This is a genomic window from Rahnella rivi, from assembly GCF_019049655.1.
Taxonomy (GTDB): domain Bacteria; phylum Pseudomonadota; class Gammaproteobacteria; order Enterobacterales; family Enterobacteriaceae; genus Rahnella; species Rahnella rivi.
In genome coordinates this window covers 169,129-186,780 of record NZ_JAFMOX010000057.1, presented here as the reverse complement: position 1 = coordinate 186,780, position 17,652 = coordinate 169,129, and the positions used below count along the sequence as shown (strand labels likewise).

Sequence of the window (17,652 nt, the reverse complement as noted above, 5' to 3'; positions counted from 1 at the left end):
AAATATATGTCAATAGCATTGAAATACTTAGCAATAAATAATAAAAACAAACGCGATAATTTCCCTACATAACAAGGGAACTAGTTGGTTAGTATTACTGCGAGCTCTGACTCATAAATAAAGTATATATAAAAAAATTAAGTATTCAATTAAATGATAAAGGAATGACGTCATGAAATTAAAAGCATTGGCCCTGATTGTTCCAGCCTTATTAGTTGCTGGCGCTGCACACTCCGCGGAAGTTTATAATAAAGACGGCAACAAACTTGACCTGTACGGTAAAGTGGATGCCCGTCATCAGTTCTCTGACAACGTGGGTGACGATGGTGATGAAACCTACGTCCGCGTTGGCTTTAAAGGTGAAACCCAAATTTCTGACCAACTGACCGGTTACGGCCAGTGGGAATACAACGTTCAGGCGAACAACACTGAAGGTAGCAATTCAGGCAATGCGACCCGTCTGGGCTTTGCAGGTCTGAAATTCGATAACTACGGTTCTTTCGATTATGGCCGTAACTACGGCGTAGTGTATGACGTTGAAGCCTGGACCGATATGCTGCCAGTGTTCGGTGGTGATACCTACACTACCACCGATAACTTCATGGTTGGCCGTACCAACGGCGTTGCAACTTACCGTAACACTGACTTCTTCGGCGAAGTGAAAGGCCTGAACTTTGCACTGCAATATCAGGGTGCTAACGATGGCACCAACGATACTGAAGGCACAAACAATCACCGCGATGTTGGTCATCAGAACGGTGACGGCTACGGTTTGTCCACCACCTATGATTTCGGCATGGGTATCAACTGCTAACTTCATATTATTACAAGATAAATGTGCATCCCTGCAAAACTCCTGCAAAATTCTTCTGCAAAACCACCAACGAATTAAACGATAACCTCCTTCCAGTCTTTACCCCGATCGTCGTGATATTTCTCCGTCATCTGACTATTTTTGTGTCCGAGTAAAACCTGTGTGTTCACACCCTGTTCACTGAAAAGCCGTTCTGACAGAGAACGCTGCTCGTGAAAGGTGGGGGGACTTTCCCCCGTCCATTTTAGGCCGCAGTTATCTCGTGCTTCTGCAAATCCCTTTGAAAGTGTGCTCTTAGTGATCTGCCCACCACGCGTACAATTTCTTCTCGCTCTGTGATGATGCAAGATCCATTGGCTCAAAACTGAATCACGACATTCAGTAATGACATCCTGAAGTGTAATGCCCAACGCTTCACATTTTAAAGAAAGCGGAATGGCAACTTTTGCCCCGGTTTTTTGTTGTACTATATGAAGCTTGTTATCCCAAATATCCGCGAATTTTAATTTTGAAATATCTCCAATTCGCTGTCCGGTAATCATTGCCAACAACATTGCACGGGGAATGTGCACTGGCATCTTCAAAGCCTCTTTATATATTTCCTTCCACTCATCCAAAGAAAGCCTTTGCCTTGTAACTTTCGCTCTTGGTTGCTTAGTTGCTTTCGCCGGATTATATCCAGCAGGAACCTCCCCAGCATGCTGGGCTTCCTTAAAAACATCACTTAGTGTGGAGCGTACCATTTGCGCCATTCGGCCTTGGCCTTTTTCTATATATAGATCCAGAATTCCGGCGATATCTCTGGCACCTACATCTGATAAGGTTTTTATGCCACAGTGAGAAACCAAAGCTCTTAATGATGGTTCACGAAGCTTTGCAGTATCAGCTTTGATCTCCCCGGCTTTAACTCTTTCTAATTGAATTAGTCTGTACTTATCAACCCATGCATTTGTGGTAATCCCTTTGCTTACCTCACGGCTAATTTCATTTCTTACCCGGAGAAGGTTTGCCATTTTCCGCTGGTTTAATTGCATATTTGCATCTATTGCGATTGCTTTTGCTTCCTCTTCATTGTCTCCAAGCCCGTGAAATTTTCCTGTTCCTGGATGTTTATAACGCCAGTAAACCTTTTTGGTTCTGGCGTCGGTGTAGCAGGAAAGACCGGGGATATTCACATTGTATTTACGTGGACGTGCCATCTTCGAGAATCCTCATTAAACGTGGATCTAAGTCCTTGCTGATCTCGGGCTTCTCGGCCATGCCAATAAAACGCGCTGTCGCTTCAACACGCCAGCAACGTCCAGCCTTAAAGGGAAGGGGGTAAATCATTCCGTTTTTGGCATACCTCATCAGCGTTGCTCTGCTGGGTATTGGTGCTGAAAACTCATCGAGAGCCCATTCATCTAACGTTAATGTTCTCGCCATAAATCACCCCACACGTTTAAGTTATAGCTGGCTGCACACCGGCTTACAGATTTGAAAGTTTTTCGATTGCTTGGTCGATAGAACCGATCGCTGTATTCAGATCAGACAGGCTAACCCGGCTCCTCAGTTCTCTGAGCTCTTCCGGGGTGTTGCAGGCTTTAACCTGTTCCATTAAACCCAGAAGATATGCTGGCGCGGATTCAGCAGTAACCGCGGCCACTTCACCAGGACGCAAAACTAAAAGCTCTCTTGCCATTGCTTCAGCCTCTCCCCATCGCAGAGAAGGGGAGCGATGCGCTATAATTTCCTTCAGACGTTCGTTGGTTAAATTCTTCATTATTCATCTTCCTTTTTAACGATGCACTTGCAGTGATGAGCAAAACAATTTGCGAATGCGTCGCGCTGGCTATCATCGATATCAAAATTATCTTCTAACCAGTCACACAGTTTTTCTTTGCTGATGACTGGCTTTTGCGGCGGAGGGTATTTTTCTCGGTAAACGGGAATCATACCTGGACCGGCATCCTCTTCACCCGCCTCACCTACGATGTGGCCGCGCGCAAGGTGCGCGTCGTTTAACCAAGTCACCGGGACCTGATCGCTTTTCAACTGAATCGCGTTGTAATTCATTTGCAGTTCGGTCAATTCATCAGCCAGCTTCCACTCCGATTTGCTGATGACTTCGAGCTGATCGAGGATTATTTTGAGGGCTTCAACAGGGATTGCCATTTGGTCATGCCCTTGATTAAGTGCATTCTCAACACGGGCTTTCATAGCGCTGAAGATTTGGAAGTCTTTGGTTGCCTCAGTCATGGCTGCTAACCCTTTGTTCGATTACTTCCAAACCTAACTTCAAGGCCAGCGCATGTTCAGCTCTGGCGCCTGCGCTGAACTGCCAGCCGGTCAGCAGGTAGATAGCATCTGCGCGCTGAAGCATTGTCAGGCCGACGGCCATGTAATCAGCTTCTGTCAGGCCGTCCGGCAGGATCGCCGGATTAAGCGGGACATGCTTTTCGAATGACATTTTCATCGCTGCCTGGATGAAAGCAGGGCGGTTCAATTGCGGTAGGCCGGTCATCGGCCCCGCTATGTACACTTTCATGGCTGCATTCCTAAATACGTGATTACCATAACCACGCCGAGGGTCAGATAAAAAGCGATATCAGTTTTCATGAAATACTCCTTTAGCTGATTTCGGCGTGAGCGAATCCCTTGCCAGTGATGGCAATTAATTTAATTTACTCAGACATAGACAAGAGCCTCTGGCTTCGTACTGGCGGGGCCAGCGAACCCTTGTCTATATTTGCGAAAAAATTGGCGATGGTCATGATCAGAACATTATCTTCGCTCCCCCTTAGGTAGGTTGAAGAGTCATGCCACCGCCGAAAGACAACAACACACAGCAATTATCGAGTTCCACGTCGATCTGATAGGGCGGCGGTAGTCGAAACCGGGCGGGATAGGCCCGGCCATCACCTGATGCTTGCCACAACGTAGAGATTACTGATTTTACAGTTCGAACGATTGAGTTGGATTATGGGCCACTCAGTCGCCAGTGATCTCTACGCTGTGTGCCTGTCTTTTAACCACATCAGGCTCAGTGGATCCTGCTATTCCCCAACAACAAGGATTGGGTTAATCTGGATATCCCCAACAACTGAGTGGACTAGAAATTGAACGAGCAAAATAGACCTAAAAATAAAGATGGCCATGAGCAGGCTCACGTTCCGAGAAATGTACGGCCGCCTGAACCACCAAAAAACCCACAACCAAAGCAAGAAAATTAAAGGTAAAATATGACCCGTCACGAATTAATGTTTGATATAACGTATTCATATCATCTGGAAAAAATGTATAGCGTTTTAACTGGGCGAATTGATCGTGCAATTACTTTCATTATTATCGCGGCGGGTTGCAGCGTTTTTATCTCTCTGTATAACCATGCTTTGTTTGGTGTAATAATTGCTGTTCTTTCTGTTTGTCAGGTCGTGTATCAATTTGGGCGATACTCAGGAATCTCAGAAGATCAAGCAAAAAAATATTTAATGCTTCGAATCGAGGCTGATGACTGTGACGAATCAGAGTTAAATAAGCGTTACAAATCATTACTTAATTTGGATTCAACGCCGTGGGGCATATTGTGTTCTGCTGCCTATAAGCGTACATCCCTAGCATTAGGACTTGACGACAAAACCCCAAAGTTGACTTTTTTGGAAAAATGTTTTGCATGGTTAGCAGGAGATCTACCGAGAGAATAACTGATGAGTAAATTACCATCTAAGCCTCAACCGAAACCTACGTCTGGACGTGTATTTGTTGTAGATCATGTGCCAAAGAATGAAAGGCCAGCACCTAAAACGCCGATTACACCGGCAGTAGTGGAAAAAAAATAATTTCCACAATGGCCTCCTTGCAAATGAGGATATCCAGATTGTTAAAGAACAAAGCGGCCACTGGTCGCTTTTTTATTTTGTACACAACGTTAAGAGCACTGATTCTGTGGTTCAGAAGTTGAATGTTAGTGAGACGCTCATCAATCAGTGCTCTTAGCGTTGTGAAAACCCGACGAAAATTTGCATACCTGCTACACTTAAACCTGAATAGGAAAATTCTTAATAATTCTAATTAAGTCCCGCACCTATCCCCCGAGTTGAAAAATGCCTGACATAAAACTCTCTTGTGAGAAATGTACTTCTGAACGTTTTGTTGCCTCTTCCAATTACCCCAGCTCTGACATGGTTTCATCCCTCGTCTGTGCCATTTGCCACCATCCTGTAGATGTGAGCTCAGTAGTCACATTCAGGGACACTCCCTATATCGCCCTCGTTCCGCCTCTGCCAGACCACCTCTTCCACCATATTGAATCCAGCCGCCAAGGTTAAAAGCTTTGATCCTGCAAATCAGACCAAATCTGGTCGAAATGCACCATACGCAACTGTTTTCACCGCTGTGTTGGCCTGATGCAACAAATGTAGGATAACTTACCTATTAGTGTCAATTAAAAATGTAGGATAACTTACATTGCTTGGGCAAAAAAAAGCCGCACATGGCGGCTTCATTAGAATCTAGGAAGATTTACAAATCCATTATCACCTGTCGGACGATGCCTACAAGCTTGCAATTGCCGTTAACTTCGAGGGGGCGATAACTAGGGTTAAGTGGAACCAAGTATTTTTGAGGTCCATCCACAACGTATTTTTTTAATGTTGCTTCAGTTGAACCTATAAGCTGTGCAACAACGATTTTACCGTTCGAATCTTCACTAGTCATCCGGTCGGGATCGACAACAACCATAGAACCCTCTGGAATGCTTGGCGCACCAGTTGGGTTAGTCATTGAATCCCCTCGGACCCGCAATGCAAAGGCTGCAGAGGAAACTGCTGCAGTGGTATAAATCCATTCCTTAACATCACGAATAGTTATCGATGCCCCAGACTCTGTCCACTCGCCGGCCTGAACCCAGGATAAAACAGGAATTTCTTTAATGCCAAAATGTTCGGAAGGGGGGCTTGCAGGAGCTGCATTTTCTAAAGGATCTCCCTTGCCATCAACTAACCACTGAGGGTTGCATTCTAAGGCACCCGCAAGCGCCTGGAGGTTTTCACCACCTGGCTTATAGTCTCCTGACTCCCAACCTGTAACGGTCACGCGGTTCACACCGATCAATTTAGCGAGAACCGACTGCGTCAATTTTAGTTCTTTGCGTCTAGCGCGAATTCTTTCATTCATTTCCATGTAGGCAATCCTACCATCTATCGATGTAGGATTCCTTGACTCCAATATGTAAGATATCCTACTATCTCAATGTGCCATTTCATGACAAATGAGAACGAAATGAAAAAAAATGAAGTTATTTCTTACTTCGGCGGCGTAGGAAAAACCGCTAAGGCGTTGGGCTTATCGCATGCTTCGGTTTCTGGCTGGACCGAATTAATTCCAAAAGGGCGCGCATTTGAAATTCAAGTTTTAACCAAAGGTGCGTTGAAGGTTAATCCAGCGCTCTACGAAAAGACTATCACCGCTGGCGCTCAGCCATAACTACCGAAGGAAAAGCGAAATGGTAGACCTGAAATCAACAGTAAAAGCGATGTGTAAAGCATACCCCGGCGGGCGCTCTGCAATGGCTGGCGCTTTGGGCATGACTGAAACGCAATTCAACAACAACCTGTACGAAAAGAATGGCTGTCGCTTCTTCGAGGTTGCAGAGCTTGAAGCGATGGAAGACATCAGCGGTGCTAATCACCTGGCGGACTACTTCGCTCAGCGCCGCGGAGGCTTTTTCGTTGAAATCCCACATCGTGACGAACTGGACCACGTTGATCTGTTCATCAAGGGGGTAAAGGTTGCGGCTAAGAGTGGGAAGGTTGATCAGCAGATAAATATTTCGATAGCAGACGACGGGGTAATTGATGAAAGCGAGAAGACAGAAATTATGGCGCTTCATCGTAAGCATTTAGCTGCCCGTGATGAGTATGTGAAGTCAGTAGTGGCCTTGCATGAAAAGGTTGACGCCCCAAGTGTGCAGCTCAGGGCGTCGGGTGCATTAACTAAACGTGTGGAGTAATCAACGCATGAACAGTTTACTCATAAAAGCCGGAGTTCCGCAAATCCGCTGCGTAGCGACTGGCGGTACTGATGGCTCTCTTTCGTACGAAGTGATGATAGGCAACCGCTGGATCCCGTGCAACTACCAGTTCGCTGCCTGGTGGGTAGGTTACGTCTGTGAGCACAGCCGGAAGGTGAGCGCATGCCTGAAGAAATCCAAAAGCTGGACCGGCGTTACAAGGATTGGCGGGGCGTTGTGGTACACGTCGTGGGATTCGACCGAGCGGGGGATCGCGTCATCTTCCTGCGCACCGGCTATCCGCATGAATGCGCCCAGCCTACTGAACAATTCCGGCGAAAATTCACGAGGATCCTATGAGCGTTAAGTTATCCGCATACGTCTGGGACGGGCTGGCTCAGGCTGGCGTGAAAGGTACCCAATTGCTGGTAATGCTGCGTCTTGCGGATTTCTCCAGCGATGAGGGGACCTGCTATCCGGGTATTGAGACGATTGCGCGTCAGATTGGCGCTGGCCGCAGCACTGTCATTACGGCCATCACTCAGTTGCAGAAAGATGGCTGGTTATCTCGAGAAGAACGCCGCAAGGGCAACCGCAATAAAACCAACCTGTATTACCTGAACGTGAAGAAGCTCCGCGAGGCAGCTGCGGGTTTCTATTCTGATAGTCCAGTTTCTGAACATTCAGATTCTGAACGTTCCAATTCTGAATATTCAGATTCTGAACGTCCAGAAATCGTGAATAAAAGCGGTTTTGACCGTCCAGAATCTGGAGGGGATCCGTTAGTAAATTCAAAACAAGATCCATCAGATATAAAAACCCTTTGTCAGCCTGCTGCGCAGACCGACGCCGAGATTGAAATTACTGATCAGGCTAAACAGGCACTGAAACACCTGAACCAAATCACCGGATCACGTTATCAGCCTGCCAACAGCTCGCTGGAAAACATGCGTGCCCGTCTGCGAGAAGGCCACACCCTGGAAGAACTGCAGCTGGTTATCGAATACAAGCAAGTTCACTGGGGCGACTCTCCGAAGATGGCCGAGTATCTGCGCCCGGCAACGTTGTTCCAGCCAGCAAAATTCGAAGGCTACCTGCTCAGCGCGACCAAATGGGCGAAGAGTGGCCGCCCGGTCTGTGTGAATGGCAAGTGGACAGCTGACGGTGACGTTGCAGTTGATACCGCCGAACGCGACGCGGCATACCGCCGGTTCATCAGCGGTGTAGCGGCAACTAAGGCTCCAAGCGAGTTGGAAAAATTGGTATGCACCGAGGCCAGCAAAGCCAGCGTCCGCAGCATGCGCAGTGATTTCGCCATCACCACATGGGCCAAGATTTGGAAAGAGTGCACCCAGAGCCAGCAGGGAGTGAAAGCAGCATGAAATCATATCCAGAATTAGTTCTTGAAGTGCTGGAGAGCGATAACACCCCGCGCACCGCGGCAGAAATCGAGGCCGTAATCGTGGTTAACACCGGGCTTACACCGCACCCTACGGCAGTTCATGGCGCCCTCAACGCGCTGCGCAGCCGACCAAAAATCACAATCACCATGACCGAAAAATCGCCGAGTAAATATCGACTCATCGCGGCATCCGAGGCAGTGAAAACCCAGGCTGAAATCAATGCTGAGTTTGAGCGTAATTTGTGGGCAGTACGTCAGGGAAGGGGGCGGGCATGAGCTATCAACTGATATATGCGGATCCGCCTTGGCAGTACAGCAACAAAATCAGCAACGGTGCAGCGGGCGATCATTACAGCACCATGACGCTGGAAGACATCAAACGTCTCCCGGTCTGGTCAATCGCCGCTGAAAGCGCAGTGTTGGCAATGTGGTACACCGGCAATTTCGCAGAAGAAGCTGTCGAGCTGGCGCAGGCCTGGGGCTTTAAAGTCAAGACGATGAAAGGTTTCACGTGGATCAAGCTTTACGAGCAGGCGCGCGGGCGTATTGAACGGGCACTTGCAGAGCAAACCATGATCGACTTTGAAGACTTTCTGGATGCACTCAGCGCCGAAACAGTCATGAACGGCGGCAACTATACGCGCGGTAATAGCGAAGATGTTCTGATCGCCGTCCGCGGCGCCGGGCTCGAGCGCGTCAGCGCCAGCGTTAAACAGGTTGTTCACAGCTGCCGCGGTGAGCACAGCGAAAAACCAGCTGAAGTGCGCCTGCGATTGGACGAGCTCTACGGGTCAGTATCCCGCATTGAACTGTTCAGCCGTGGTGACGCTGCTGGCTGGCATCACTGGGGCAACGAAACCCCGTTCAATGATATCGATCTGGTTCAGGCGACGTTCACCGCCATGCCAGCAGCGCGCAACTCTCGCGTCAAAGTGCAGGCGGGTCATTATCAGCATGTTCTGGCTGGCGCTAAAAATGTTCAGGAGGTGGCAGCGTGAACGAACTTCAGAAAATCTGGCTTGATGCCTATCGTGGCTATCTTAAGGCTGCATCTGCGACTGGCGAGCATTGCCCGTCGGATTACGACAGTGCGCGGGAACATGCTGATGCTGTGCTTAATAGCCTGGTCAAAGCCGGGGAGGGCGAAAAATGAGAGCATTATTGAAGCCATACCCACAGAGGGATTTGGGGATCGTGCTGCTGCGGCCGCCGGGCGACATGCTGCAGCACTTCAGCGGTAAACGTCTGCTGATCACCGACGAGCCAGCAGACCTGCGCGGCGCGCCGGACGGTCTGGTACCGGTAGAGGCTCAGCCGTTATCGCGTGATCCGCGTATCGCCGCCTTTCTTTCCTCAGAGCGCGTGATTGGCCTGGCTGGTGGCTGGGATGAGCTGGCGCAGTGGGTTAAGCGTAACCGCGGCTGCCAGTGCACCGACTTTGGCGGCCAATATCATCACCATGAGCTGGTGCAGGTACGCCGGGCGCGCGGCACGGTTTCCCTGTGCTGGTCTCACGACAATGAATACCGCGACAAAGAATCAGCCAAACTGGACGCCGCTGCGCTGTCGAACGTCACTGAATTCGTGACTGAATCTATTCGTGCGCGGTCTCGGTTGCCAGACGGCCACCGTCTGACCTTGCCGGAATTGTGCTGGTGGGCGACCAGTAAGGGGCTGACCACACAGTTGCCGGAGGAAATAATTTGCGAGGCTCTGGGTGTGAAATACCGCGCGCCGGGCACCCAGCTGAAAGAGTCCGACACCAACCCGTACGAGAAAGAACCGCGTGAGGCGCTGGTGAGCAATATCAAACCGGTGCTGGCGATGGCAATCGATCCGGAGACGCCAGAGTCTTTCTTGCTGCGCCCGAAGCGCCGCCGGTATGAAAACACTAAATACACCCAGTGGGTAAAGCGCCAGCCATGTTGTGCCTGTGGTAACGGGTCTGATGATCCGCACCACATCACCGGAAATGGCTTTGGTGGTATGGCGACAAAAGCGCATGACCTGTTCGTGATCCCGCTGTGCAGACGGTGTCACGACTCACTTCATGCGAATACCCAGGATTGGGAAAGAGAACACGGCACACAGGAACATCTGTTGCTGACGACATTAGACCGCGCGCTGGCGATGGGTGTTATCGCAACCGGCAAAGCAAAATAAGAGTGTGGAGAGAAGAATGCGTGATATTCATGAGACGTTAGAACTTTGGGGCGCATGGGCGGCTAGCGATAATAGTGGTGTGGACTTTTCGCCGATAGCAGCGGGCTTCAAAGGGCTCTTGCCACAAACATCTAAGTCGCGGTTACAGTGCTGTGACGATGAAGGCATCTTGATTGATGGATGTGTTGCACGTCTTAAAAAATACCGACTGGAAGAATATGAATTAGTGATTTTGCATTATGTTTTTGATGTGTCACTAAGATCAATAGCTAAGAGGCGCAAGTGCTCTGATGGTACTGTGAGGAAAGACATGCAGACTGCACAAGGGTTTATAGAAGGATGTGTTTCAATGGTTTACGGTTAAGAAAATAAAACCAATTCTTAATGTTTATTTATACAGTTATTTTAAACCCAGCTAATGCTGGGTTTAAAATTAATGTTACTTCTTGAATCCAGCTTGGATTGCTTGTTGTGTGCTGTTTGAACCAAATTTTGTTTCAGCTATTACCTTGTATGCCTCAGCAATTATTTTCTCAAGTGACATGCATTCCTCTCCTAGTTGTGTGTGTTGTTACGACTAAAAAAATTGTGGTTTAAGTCAGACTTAAAGTAGTGTTTTCTTCTAACCCAAATGAATCCATCTCCTTTAGATATTACCGCAACATCTATAGGGCCACCAACTGTATCGTGTTCATTTGAGACTTTTCGCTTAAAAGCGGTGATGTTGACAAGAGATTCAGCCATGTAGGCCAAATCATTTTTAGACAATGAATCCAGCATTGATGTCACTTTATCAACTTGATTTTCACGGACAAAGTTGTTTCTTTTGTGTGAGAAGTCAGCGGAAAGCTGTGGCCAAAGGGTACTTGACTGGTCAATTATACTCTTTCTAAGCTCCTCATCATTTAGCTTTGCTAATATCTCGTCATCGACAAAACCCTTAGCTCTGTTGATAACTTCACTAACCAAAGTCTCGGTAAAACTTGCAATTGATCTGTTGCAACCTTCGATGAAGCTAACGACTTCTTCTTCCTGTGCAAAGGGGATTATTCCAGACTGATGCATCTTGTTTTCAAAAGTCTTTGATTTATCTATATAATATAAAACTCTATCATTATAGATCCCATACGTATGTATTGTTTTTACAGAGGGATAGTAATCATTTTCACCGTAGCCAGCAAAAACAACACCCGTAAATGAGTTGCTGTCACTAATTTTACAAGTAAGCAATGTGAATAATTTTGTTATTTTCTGAAGGATCTCTTGAGGGAAATCAGTGCTAGGATCATTTGGTACAATTATTTTTGCTATATTTTCAGAGTCGGCTCTGATGTCATCACCTATTAAATTTTCATCTAAAACCGAAAATCCCTCAAGGTAATCCGATGATAATAAAATATTTATCTTTGCATCAATTCTTATGGATAGGTACTGATAGAAAACATCAAATAGTGGTTCAACTTTATGAAGTTGCATAAATGTAACAATATCAATATCATTTGTTTCTTTTATCAAGGCTTGCAATTCTCCTATATAAAAGAAGTGCAATGCCTGATTCCTAATGTCATCACTTATAATATCTTTATTTGTCGATAAAAATGTAAAAAAATCATTAACATAACCATCTAAATGGTCAAAGTACGTGTCTTTAAGTTGTTTACGATATGATTTTATAACAAGCTCCCATGGTGCGCTGCATATAGTAGCATTATTGTAAATCATCGCACCAACTGGGTGATGCTTCGACAGTTCAAAAAGCTTTTCCGCACTATTATAAATTTTAACTTTGTTGTTTATCCCGGTAGTGACTGCCGAGTCAGCTGCTAACGCAATGGATGAATTATTAAAAACTGCTATTTCTGCTGTCATGTAGGCCTCAATGATGAGTTATAATGAGTTTGCTAATCAATTATTTCTAATGTTTGTATTCAGATTAAAATACACTTTAAAGTAAAAATAAAGTCACGCGTACGCAAAAACTCTTGTAACCTGATAAGAGTGGTCACGTAGTAACAAAGCTTAGATAATCTCAGAACCTCGCTCCGGCGGGGTTTTGTCTTTTGTGGGCATATGATAGGTTTAAGACGTTGCGGTGAATCCTACCTATGCGGTAGGGCTAAACAGCTTACCCTCGAAGTGAAGACAGCGAACCGAGATTGGCTGGTCAACGGTTCACCGGGAGGCACCCGGCACTGCAACAACCAAACAATGCTTTTCAGTCTGCGAAGATGGGATAACCGGAGTGATTGGAAAGCGCATTCGCATGAGCGTTGGGTAAACAACGATACGCACTATCGATCCCCTTCACACTCTCAGCGCTCAGTCGAATGTTAACCCAAGCCCGCCTCATGCGGGTTTTCTCGTTTTAATGGCTGCCAGATGGCGGCCTTTTTTATTCCAAAGAAAAGCCCCGGCATTTGCCAGGGCTTATTTGTTTGTGGAATGGGCGGCGTACATGATGCTGATAACATCGTGCACGCCATTCGCCCGTTAGTTGGTCACGAGCGAACCGAGGCCCATTGCTGATGTGCACACAGCAAATGGAGCCTATCAAAAAGGGCGTCTCTGATCTATGAAAAACACTGTGAATTTAAACAGTATAAATATTATTTGTGCTGACTCACTCCAATACATCAAAACCTTACCTGATAACTGCATTGACCTGATTGCCACGGATCCTCCCTATTTCAGGGTTAAATCATGTAAATGGGACAATCAATGGCCTGACGAGTCAGCTTATCTGACATGGCTTGACGAGATATTTGCGGAGTTCTGGCGCGTACTAAAACCATCTGGCAGCCTGTACGTATTTTGCGGTTCGCGTTTGGCTGCTGACACTGAGTTACTGATGCGTGAGCGGTTCAAGATTCTGAACCACATCATCTGGTCCAAACCTTCCGGGCCATGGAACAGGCAGCACAAAGAAGACTTGAGGGCCTATTTCCCCGCTACTGAGAGGATCCTCTTCGCTGAGCATTACAGCGGGCCTTATAGAGGTAAGGCATCAAGTTATTCCGCGCAGTGCAAGGAACAACGCAAAAATACGCTCAAGCCTCTGGTTGATTATTTTAGTGATGCCCGCAAAGCGTTGGGGATCAGTGCTAAAGAAATTCATCAGGCAACTGGTAAGCAAATGGCTTCGCATTGGTTCAGCGAGAGCCAGTGGCAATTACCCAGTGAGAAAGACTATCTGGCGCTTCAAGGCTTATTTGATCGCGTAGCCCGAGAAAAGCATGCGCGGCAAGAGCTGGAACTTCCTCACCATCAGTTGGTAGTTGAATATCATTCATTATCCCGACGTTATACGGATCTGGTGGATGAGCTAAAGCAATTGCGACGGCCTTTCACAGTGACGAGTCTCGTACCGTTTACAGACGTATGGACGTATAAGTCAGTTCCTTATTATCCTGGAAAACACTCATGCGAAAAGCCAGCGGAGATGATGAGAGACATCATCAACGCCAGCAGCCGACCGGGTGATGTAGTGGCTGATTTTTTCATGGGATCAGGTTCCACGATAAAAGAGGCCATCAACCTGGGACGTTTCGCGCTGGGCGTGGAACTCGAAGAGGAACGGTATAACCAGACGTTGGGAGATGTATTCCCTGAACAGTCGAATACCTCATAACACATTACAGCCCCGGCATTGTCTGGGACTTTTTTATGCCCACTATTCGCGGAGGACAATAACAGTGATAAGGGGTTTACCAATGCCCGTTACTCAATCTAACACTGCGAGAGTGTGGATCTAAATCATCGTTCAGTAGCCTGATGCCTGCTATCCTGTTCATAGACATTAGCGTGGGGTGATTTGCATGAAGCTACTAAATACTGAGTTTGAATATAGACAATGGATGGAGAAAGATTACTTTCATCTTGATGAGAAATACCCATCCGTTTTCGAGCCCGATGAGTTAGAAAGAGAACTTTTGCATCAGATGCCCGATCAATTTCCATGCATTGTTTTCGTAGTAAAAGGTCCAAGCCCTTTAGAGCCTGAAGCTTTGCAATTTGTCTACCGTTCTCAGGTTGTAGAGTGGGCCAGACTATTCGGTATCTTGGACTAGAAAAGTCAAGGCTCAACGGCTGCCGCAGGTGACCTGTCAAAAATGTGTCAATTCATTACCGTTTGGCAGAATCATTGCTATCCTTTTTAGATAAAAAAGGAGGGGCTATGAAACTGTTGAAAAACGAATTTGAATACAAATTGTGGATGACTCATGACTTTTTGCGTTTAGATGAAGGCCTGAGCACATTATTTGATCCTGACTTACTGGAGCGGGAGATATTAGCTCAGATGCCTGAGCAGTTTCCCTGTATTGCATGCATCGTAAAAGGTCTCAGTCTTTTCGAACCTGATGAAGCTAAATTCATTTACCGACCCCAGATAGAAGAGTGGTCGCGGCTAATGAGCTCGGTAACTACATAGTGTAAGAAAACTTTAGTAAGGCTGCCTGCGGGCGGCCTTTTTTATTTCATTGATTCGGCATTGAAGATAGCAATGTGCATTTAGCACTCTCTTACTTAGTTGGCCTTATATCTCGGAAGTTATCCAAAAAAAACCTCACCTCTGCACTAAGCAGAAAGTGAGGTTGCCAATCAGTGGCCAACACCAGGGAAGAAAAAAACATACATCTTTAATGGTCAATAGTTAAATAATTTTTAAGTGAAATTAAGGGCTGCATATAGGTGGCCTTTTCCGCTTTTAGCGGCCAGTCAATCAGCTAACCATTCAATTTTCGCAAAGTGACTGAGCCGCTAATTTCTTCCTACATCTCGACTGCGCACCCAACCGGCAAACCGGAGGGGGAGACTATGAAAATGGACGAAAAATACAGTAACGCTACATATGGTGGTGCTGGAATTACGGCCTTCTTTGCAAGCTTATCCCTTCAGGATTGGGGCTTTATCGCTGGCGTGCTGATCGGGGCACTCTTTACAGCTTTGACGTATTTCCTGAATCGTCGCGAACAGATGAAGCGCACACGGATACTCCAAGAGATCGCCGATAAGGTTGATACCAAAAATCCATCAGCAACGGTTCAGCTGGTGAATGATCTCGCACAGAAAACCAACGAGGTCTGATTTGGCAAAGCTTAAGACAAAGCTCAGTACAGCAATGCTGGCGCTGATTGCTGCTGGCGCCTCGGCCCCGGCTCTGATGGGTCAATTTCAGGATGAGAAAGAAGGCACAAGCCTCATTGCCTACCCTGATCAAGGTGGCATCTGGACAATCTGCGGCGGCGTGACGTATGTGAATGGCAAGCCTGTACTTAAAGGCATGAAGCTAACGCCGTCACAGTGCGATGCTATCGACAAAGCCGAGCAGGCCAAAGCGCTGGCGTGGGTTGATAAAAACATTCACGTTCCGCTTACTCCTCCCCAGAAGGTAGGGATCGCCTCGTTCTGTCCTTGGAACATCGGGCCGAGCAAATGCTTCCCTTCTACGTTCTACCGAAAAATTAACGCCGGTGACCGCCTTGGTGCTTGCGCAGAGATTAAACGCTGGATCTGGGACGGTGGGAAAGATTGCCGAATTTGGGCGAACAACTGCGCTGGTCAGGTCATCAGGCGTGATCAAGAAAGCGAACTGACCTGCTGGGGGCTGGATGAATAACAATTTATCGATCGTGCTGGCCTTCGTAGCTGGCGGGGCGCTGACCTGGTGGATTGAAGGAATACGCTGGGACGCTGACGTATCAAAGTTGAATGAATTCCACACCGCAGAGCTGAAGAAATTCAGTGATCAGGCCGTGATTGACCTGACTAAGCAGAAGAAGCGAACCGAAGCGGCACAAACCGCGCTGGCGGCGCTGGATGCCAAACACACGAAGGAATTAGCCGATGAACAGGCCAAAAATGACCGGTTGCGTGCTGATGTCGCTGCTGGCACTCGCCGGGTGCGGATCGCGGCAGCAAACCTTGCCACCTGCGAGCTCGTCGGGAACAGCACTACCGGAACCGGCGGCCTGGGCGATGCAGCACAAGTCGAACTCTCTGGCGCTGGTGGACGGGCTGTTCTCGATCTCCGAGCCAGCGCCATCAAAGACAACGAAGTGATTGAATATCTCCAAGGCTATGTCGAGCAAGTTGCAAAACAATGCAAACCTTAATTGTCTGGAGAAACTTCCTAGATAACAACTTCATCCTCATTGACCGACTGGGTTGGTTGTTGGGCTGATTTAAGGTGCTCCCACTGATTGATGCTAAATGGCACAACTTTTTGGATAGCAACAAAATGGCCTTTGTCATGGTTGGCAATATATCCATCGATCACAGGCGTTAGCATGCAACAAAGTGGCACTTCGAGATTAGATTTAACCCAGATTGAGAACTTCAGATTTCCTGGTGCAGTCACTTTTAAAATCTGCAGGTTTTCTGCCGTTGAAAAGATTCTGTCTACAACTTTCCATTCCATAGGTTTTCACTCTGTTGAAAGGATATCCTAACAATAGAGCACAAAATGCTTAAAGTCCTTAGAAAATTACAATAGTTGAGCTATGAGTTCTCAATATTGCAGTCAACCAGCACGAGTAACAAGTGATCCAATACCTTCAGGGCTATGCCGCTGAAGCTCAGAAGCGATATCATACTGATTGACAGGATATTGTTTGCTAATGGACAGTTTTATTAAGTTGAAAGATAAATTGGGTACATAAATAATAAGTTAAATACCCGACTGTAATTTAATGCAATCGGGTGGAAAGGATAAAAGCTAATATGTTAACAATTGATCCACCAAGTTGCGTTGGGATTAGCGATAGTGGCCTCTTGTACACCTTCGATAAGTCCCAGTGCGGCAGCTCGTTCAGGGTTGAGAATAGTGGATGTTCTGATAAACTCCCGCCAGTCGCAGAGCATAGTTGCTCCGATAGTTTCTTCGTTAAACAAAGAGACCAAACGGTCGAGATCGTGGTCTAAACTTGAAACCCATTCTCGCATTCTTTCATGATCGACACTTTGCATCCCTCCGAATTGCCATTGGAAAGGATGTAAAAGAAATCTCGCGCCATGATTAGCAAAGCGACGTGACCCAGCAAGGAAAATTGCATTAGCTATTGAATCGATATTGCTGATGTTGAAGCAGTGAACAGGTATAGGGAGGGTTTTTATAAAGTTGTAAGCTGTGAATCCTGAGGTTACGTCCCCCCCTGAACTGGATATGTGTAAATTTATTTGCGTCGCACCTTGCGCCAGTGCTGATAAGCAACTGTTCTGAAGGCTACAGACTGTGCTCGGATTAACTGGACATAAAAAATGAGCTGTATGAATCATTATAATTAC

The 17,652-nt window shown here is 46.9% G+C and carries 25 protein-coding genes and 1 pseudogene; 17 read left to right on the top strand and 9 right to left on the bottom strand.

Annotated elements, in window-relative coordinates; translation table 11 throughout:
* Window positions 1-172: 172 nt before the first annotated feature.
* Window positions 173-808: pseudogene (locus J1779_RS11220) on the top strand (porin); the annotation flags it as partial.
* Between the two features lie 80 nt (window positions 809-888).
* On the opposite strand, the gene J1779_RS11215 reads toward J1779_RS11220, so the two are convergent.
* From J1779_RS11215 to J1779_RS11195, 5 genes are read right to left on the bottom strand one after another with little or no spacing between them, the layout of a single operon-like run.
* The gene (locus J1779_RS11215; protein WP_217203798.1) at window positions 889-2,013 is read right to left on the bottom strand and encodes a phage integrase Arm DNA-binding domain-containing protein; all 1,125 of its coding nucleotides are present in this window, start codon (window positions 2,011-2,013) and stop codon (window positions 889-891) included.
* Complete coding sequence (locus J1779_RS11210) at window positions 1,997-2,239, bottom strand: excisionase (protein ID WP_136376633.1); 243 nt, start codon at window positions 2,237-2,239, stop codon at window positions 1,997-1,999. Before J1779_RS11210 ends, J1779_RS11215 begins: the two co-directional genes overlap by 17 nt.
* Before the next feature lie 43 nt (window positions 2,240-2,282).
* Window positions 2,283-2,576 (bottom strand): hypothetical protein, encoded by a 294-nt coding sequence (locus tag J1779_RS11205; RefSeq protein ID WP_136376632.1) that lies wholly within the window; start codon window positions 2,574-2,576, stop codon window positions 2,283-2,285.
* Window positions 2,576-3,052: a hypothetical protein gene (locus tag J1779_RS11200; RefSeq protein WP_217203797.1), complete on the bottom strand. Its 477-nt coding sequence runs from the start codon at window positions 3,050-3,052 to the stop codon at window positions 2,576-2,578. Before J1779_RS11200 ends, J1779_RS11205 begins: the two co-directional genes overlap by 1 nt.
* Window positions 3,045-3,341 (bottom strand): DUF4406 domain-containing protein, encoded by a 297-nt coding sequence (locus J1779_RS11195; RefSeq protein ID WP_217203796.1) that lies wholly within the window; start codon window positions 3,339-3,341, stop codon window positions 3,045-3,047. Before J1779_RS11195 ends, J1779_RS11200 begins: the two co-directional genes overlap by 8 nt.
* Window positions 3,342-4,035: 694 nt before the next feature.
* Between J1779_RS11195 and J1779_RS11190 the strand changes: the two genes are divergently transcribed.
* Complete coding sequence (locus tag J1779_RS11190) at window positions 4,036-4,497, top strand: hypothetical protein (RefSeq protein ID WP_217203795.1); 462 nt, start codon at window positions 4,036-4,038, stop codon at window positions 4,495-4,497.
* An 817-nt stretch (window positions 4,498-5,314) separates the two neighbouring features.
* Here J1779_RS11190 and J1779_RS11185 read toward each other — a convergent pair.
* A complete protein-coding gene (locus J1779_RS11185) occupies window positions 5,315-5,974 on the bottom strand; it encodes a LexA family protein (RefSeq protein WP_217203794.1) in 660 nt (219 codons plus the stop codon).
* 99 nt (window positions 5,975-6,073) lie between these two features.
* On the opposite strand from J1779_RS11185, the gene J1779_RS11180 reads away from it, so the two are divergent.
* The 9 genes from J1779_RS11180 (at window position 6,074) to J1779_RS11140 (ending at window position 10,732) form a co-directional block, all read left to right on the top strand.
* Entirely contained in the window at window positions 6,074-6,277 is a 204-nt protein-coding gene (locus J1779_RS11180) for a Cro/CI family transcriptional regulator (RefSeq protein WP_217203793.1), read from the top strand.
* Between the two features lie 19 nt (window positions 6,278-6,296).
* Window positions 6,297-6,803: a YmfL family putative regulatory protein gene (locus tag J1779_RS11175; protein WP_217203792.1), complete on the top strand. Its 507-nt coding sequence runs from the start codon at window positions 6,297-6,299 to the stop codon at window positions 6,801-6,803.
* A 183-nt stretch (window positions 6,804-6,986) separates the two neighbouring features.
* Entirely contained in the window at window positions 6,987-7,163 is a 177-nt protein-coding gene (locus J1779_RS11170) for a DUF4222 domain-containing protein (RefSeq protein WP_217203791.1), read from the top strand.
* Window positions 7,160-8,185 (top strand): conserved phage C-terminal domain-containing protein, encoded by a 1,026-nt coding sequence (locus J1779_RS11165; protein ID WP_217203790.1) that lies wholly within the window; start codon window positions 7,160-7,162, stop codon window positions 8,183-8,185. The genes J1779_RS11170 and J1779_RS11165 overlap by 4 nt, the downstream gene beginning before the upstream one ends.
* Window positions 8,182-8,481, top strand: coding sequence for a hypothetical protein (locus J1779_RS11160; protein ID WP_217203789.1), 300 nt, complete (start codon window positions 8,182-8,184; stop codon window positions 8,479-8,481). Before J1779_RS11165 ends, J1779_RS11160 begins: the two co-directional genes overlap by 4 nt.
* Window positions 8,478-9,203, top strand: coding sequence for an MT-A70 family methyltransferase (locus J1779_RS11155; protein WP_217203788.1), 726 nt, complete (start codon window positions 8,478-8,480; stop codon window positions 9,201-9,203). Before J1779_RS11160 ends, J1779_RS11155 begins: the two co-directional genes overlap by 4 nt.
* Window positions 9,200-9,358 (top strand): hypothetical protein, encoded by a 159-nt coding sequence (locus J1779_RS11150; protein WP_183850880.1) that lies wholly within the window; start codon window positions 9,200-9,202, stop codon window positions 9,356-9,358. The genes J1779_RS11155 and J1779_RS11150 overlap by 4 nt, the downstream gene beginning before the upstream one ends.
* On the top strand, window positions 9,355-10,368 hold the full coding sequence (locus J1779_RS11145) for a DUF968 domain-containing protein (RefSeq protein ID WP_217203787.1): 1,014 nt from the start codon (window positions 9,355-9,357) through the stop codon (window positions 10,366-10,368). Before J1779_RS11150 ends, J1779_RS11145 begins: the two co-directional genes overlap by 4 nt.
* Window positions 10,369-10,384: 16 nt before the next feature.
* The gene (locus J1779_RS11140) at window positions 10,385-10,732 is read left to right on the top strand and encodes an antiterminator Q family protein (protein ID WP_217203786.1); all 348 of its coding nucleotides are present in this window, start codon (window positions 10,385-10,387) and stop codon (window positions 10,730-10,732) included.
* 191 nt (window positions 10,733-10,923) lie between these two features.
* Here the strand turns inward: J1779_RS11140 and J1779_RS11135 are convergent, their stop codons facing one another.
* The gene (locus J1779_RS11135) at window positions 10,924-12,237 is read right to left on the bottom strand and encodes a hypothetical protein (protein WP_217203785.1); all 1,314 of its coding nucleotides are present in this window, start codon (window positions 12,235-12,237) and stop codon (window positions 10,924-10,926) included.
* Between the two features lie 703 nt (window positions 12,238-12,940).
* Between J1779_RS11135 and J1779_RS11130 the strand changes: the two genes are divergently transcribed.
* The 6 genes from J1779_RS11130 to J1779_RS11105 all read left to right on the top strand — a co-directional run bounded on the left by J1779_RS11130 (window position 12,941) and on the right by J1779_RS11105 (window position 16,481).
* Window positions 12,941-13,996 (top strand): DNA-methyltransferase, encoded by a 1,056-nt coding sequence (locus J1779_RS11130; RefSeq protein WP_217203784.1) that lies wholly within the window; start codon window positions 12,941-12,943, stop codon window positions 13,994-13,996.
* A 187-nt stretch (window positions 13,997-14,183) separates the two neighbouring features.
* Window positions 14,184-14,435, top strand: a complete 252-nt coding sequence (locus tag J1779_RS11125) for a hypothetical protein (protein ID WP_217203783.1) — start codon at window positions 14,184-14,186, stop codon at window positions 14,433-14,435.
* 107 nt (window positions 14,436-14,542) lie between these two features.
* On the top strand, window positions 14,543-14,797 hold the full coding sequence (locus tag J1779_RS11120; RefSeq protein ID WP_136377038.1) for a hypothetical protein: 255 nt from the start codon (window positions 14,543-14,545) through the stop codon (window positions 14,795-14,797).
* Window positions 14,798-15,183: 386 nt separating this feature from the next.
* Complete coding sequence (locus J1779_RS11115; RefSeq protein WP_217203782.1) at window positions 15,184-15,453, top strand: phage holin family protein; 270 nt, start codon at window positions 15,184-15,186, stop codon at window positions 15,451-15,453.
* Between the two features lies 1 nt (window position 15,454).
* Window positions 15,455-15,985, top strand: a complete 531-nt coding sequence (locus J1779_RS11110; RefSeq protein WP_476655340.1) for a lysozyme — start codon at window positions 15,455-15,457, stop codon at window positions 15,983-15,985.
* Window positions 15,978-16,481: a lysis protein gene (locus J1779_RS11105; RefSeq protein WP_217203781.1), complete on the top strand. Its 504-nt coding sequence runs from the start codon at window positions 15,978-15,980 to the stop codon at window positions 16,479-16,481. The genes J1779_RS11110 and J1779_RS11105 overlap by 8 nt, the downstream gene beginning before the upstream one ends.
* A 17-nt stretch (window positions 16,482-16,498) precedes the next feature.
* Here the strand turns inward: J1779_RS11105 and J1779_RS11100 are convergent, their stop codons facing one another.
* Together J1779_RS11100 and J1779_RS11095 are read right to left on the bottom strand one after the other, a co-directional pair.
* Window positions 16,499-16,786 carry a hypothetical protein gene (locus tag J1779_RS11100; protein ID WP_217203780.1) on the bottom strand — a complete coding sequence of 96 codons (288 nt, stop codon included), beginning with the start codon at window positions 16,784-16,786 and terminating at the stop codon, window positions 16,499-16,501.
* A gap of 305 nt (window positions 16,787-17,091) precedes the next feature.
* Window positions 17,092-17,643: an ATP-dependent Clp protease proteolytic subunit gene (locus J1779_RS11095; protein ID WP_217203779.1), complete on the bottom strand. Its 552-nt coding sequence runs from the start codon at window positions 17,641-17,643 to the stop codon at window positions 17,092-17,094.
* Window positions 17,644-17,652: the final 9 nt, after the last annotated feature.

What these genes read in the sequence shown, in the direction of transcription:
- J1779_RS11100 (WP_217203780.1), bottom strand. Translation starts at nt 16,786, where the DNA reads ATGGAATGGAAAGTTGTAGACAGAATCTTTTCAACGGCAGAAAACCTG.
- J1779_RS11135 (WP_217203785.1), bottom strand. Translation starts at nt 12,237, where the DNA reads ATGACAGCAGAAATAGCAGTTTTTAATAATTCATCCATTGCGTTAGCA.
- J1779_RS11160 (WP_217203789.1), top strand. Translation starts at nt 8,182, where the DNA reads ATGAAATCATATCCAGAATTAGTTCTTGAAGTGCTGGAGAGCGATAAC.
- J1779_RS11195 (WP_217203796.1), bottom strand. Translation starts at nt 3,341, where the DNA reads ATGAAAGTGTACATAGCGGGGCCGATGACCGGCCTACCGCAATTGAAC.
- J1779_RS11165 (WP_217203790.1), top strand. Translation starts at nt 7,160, where the DNA reads ATGAGCGTTAAGTTATCCGCATACGTCTGGGACGGGCTGGCTCAGGCT.
- J1779_RS11105 (WP_217203781.1), top strand. Translation starts at nt 15,978, where the DNA reads ATGAATAACAATTTATCGATCGTGCTGGCCTTCGTAGCTGGCGGGGCG.
- J1779_RS11180 (WP_217203793.1), top strand. Translation starts at nt 6,074, where the DNA reads ATGAAAAAAAATGAAGTTATTTCTTACTTCGGCGGCGTAGGAAAAACC.
- J1779_RS11120 (WP_136377038.1), top strand. Translation starts at nt 14,543, where the DNA reads ATGAAACTGTTGAAAAACGAATTTGAATACAAATTGTGGATGACTCAT.
- J1779_RS11095 (WP_217203779.1), bottom strand. Translation starts at nt 17,643, where the DNA reads ATGATTCATACAGCTCATTTTTTATGTCCAGTTAATCCGAGCACAGTC.
- J1779_RS11190 (WP_217203795.1), top strand. Translation starts at nt 4,036, where the DNA reads ATGACCCGTCACGAATTAATGTTTGATATAACGTATTCATATCATCTG.
- J1779_RS11155 (WP_217203788.1), top strand. Translation starts at nt 8,478, where the DNA reads ATGAGCTATCAACTGATATATGCGGATCCGCCTTGGCAGTACAGCAAC.
- J1779_RS11210 (WP_136376633.1), bottom strand. Translation starts at nt 2,239, where the DNA reads ATGGCGAGAACATTAACGTTAGATGAATGGGCTCTCGATGAGTTTTCA.
- J1779_RS11205 (WP_136376632.1), bottom strand. Translation starts at nt 2,576, where the DNA reads ATGAAGAATTTAACCAACGAACGTCTGAAGGAAATTATAGCGCATCGC.
- J1779_RS11140 (WP_217203786.1), top strand. Translation starts at nt 10,385, where the DNA reads ATGCGTGATATTCATGAGACGTTAGAACTTTGGGGCGCATGGGCGGCT.
- J1779_RS11125 (WP_217203783.1), top strand. Translation starts at nt 14,184, where the DNA reads ATGAAGCTACTAAATACTGAGTTTGAATATAGACAATGGATGGAGAAA.
- J1779_RS11170 (WP_217203791.1), top strand. Translation starts at nt 6,987, where the DNA reads ATGCCTGAAGAAATCCAAAAGCTGGACCGGCGTTACAAGGATTGGCGG.
- J1779_RS11215 (WP_217203798.1), bottom strand. Translation starts at nt 2,013, where the DNA reads ATGGCACGTCCACGTAAATACAATGTGAATATCCCCGGTCTTTCCTGC.
- J1779_RS11115 (WP_217203782.1), top strand. Translation starts at nt 15,184, where the DNA reads ATGAAAATGGACGAAAAATACAGTAACGCTACATATGGTGGTGCTGGA.
- J1779_RS11185 (WP_217203794.1), bottom strand. Translation starts at nt 5,974, where the DNA reads ATGGAAATGAATGAAAGAATTCGCGCTAGACGCAAAGAACTAAAATTG.
- J1779_RS11200 (WP_217203797.1), bottom strand. Translation starts at nt 3,052, where the DNA reads ATGACTGAGGCAACCAAAGACTTCCAAATCTTCAGCGCTATGAAAGCC.
- J1779_RS11145 (WP_217203787.1), top strand. Translation starts at nt 9,355, where the DNA reads ATGAGAGCATTATTGAAGCCATACCCACAGAGGGATTTGGGGATCGTG.
- J1779_RS11130 (WP_217203784.1), top strand. Translation starts at nt 12,941, where the DNA reads ATGAAAAACACTGTGAATTTAAACAGTATAAATATTATTTGTGCTGAC.
- J1779_RS11175 (WP_217203792.1), top strand. Translation starts at nt 6,297, where the DNA reads ATGGTAGACCTGAAATCAACAGTAAAAGCGATGTGTAAAGCATACCCC.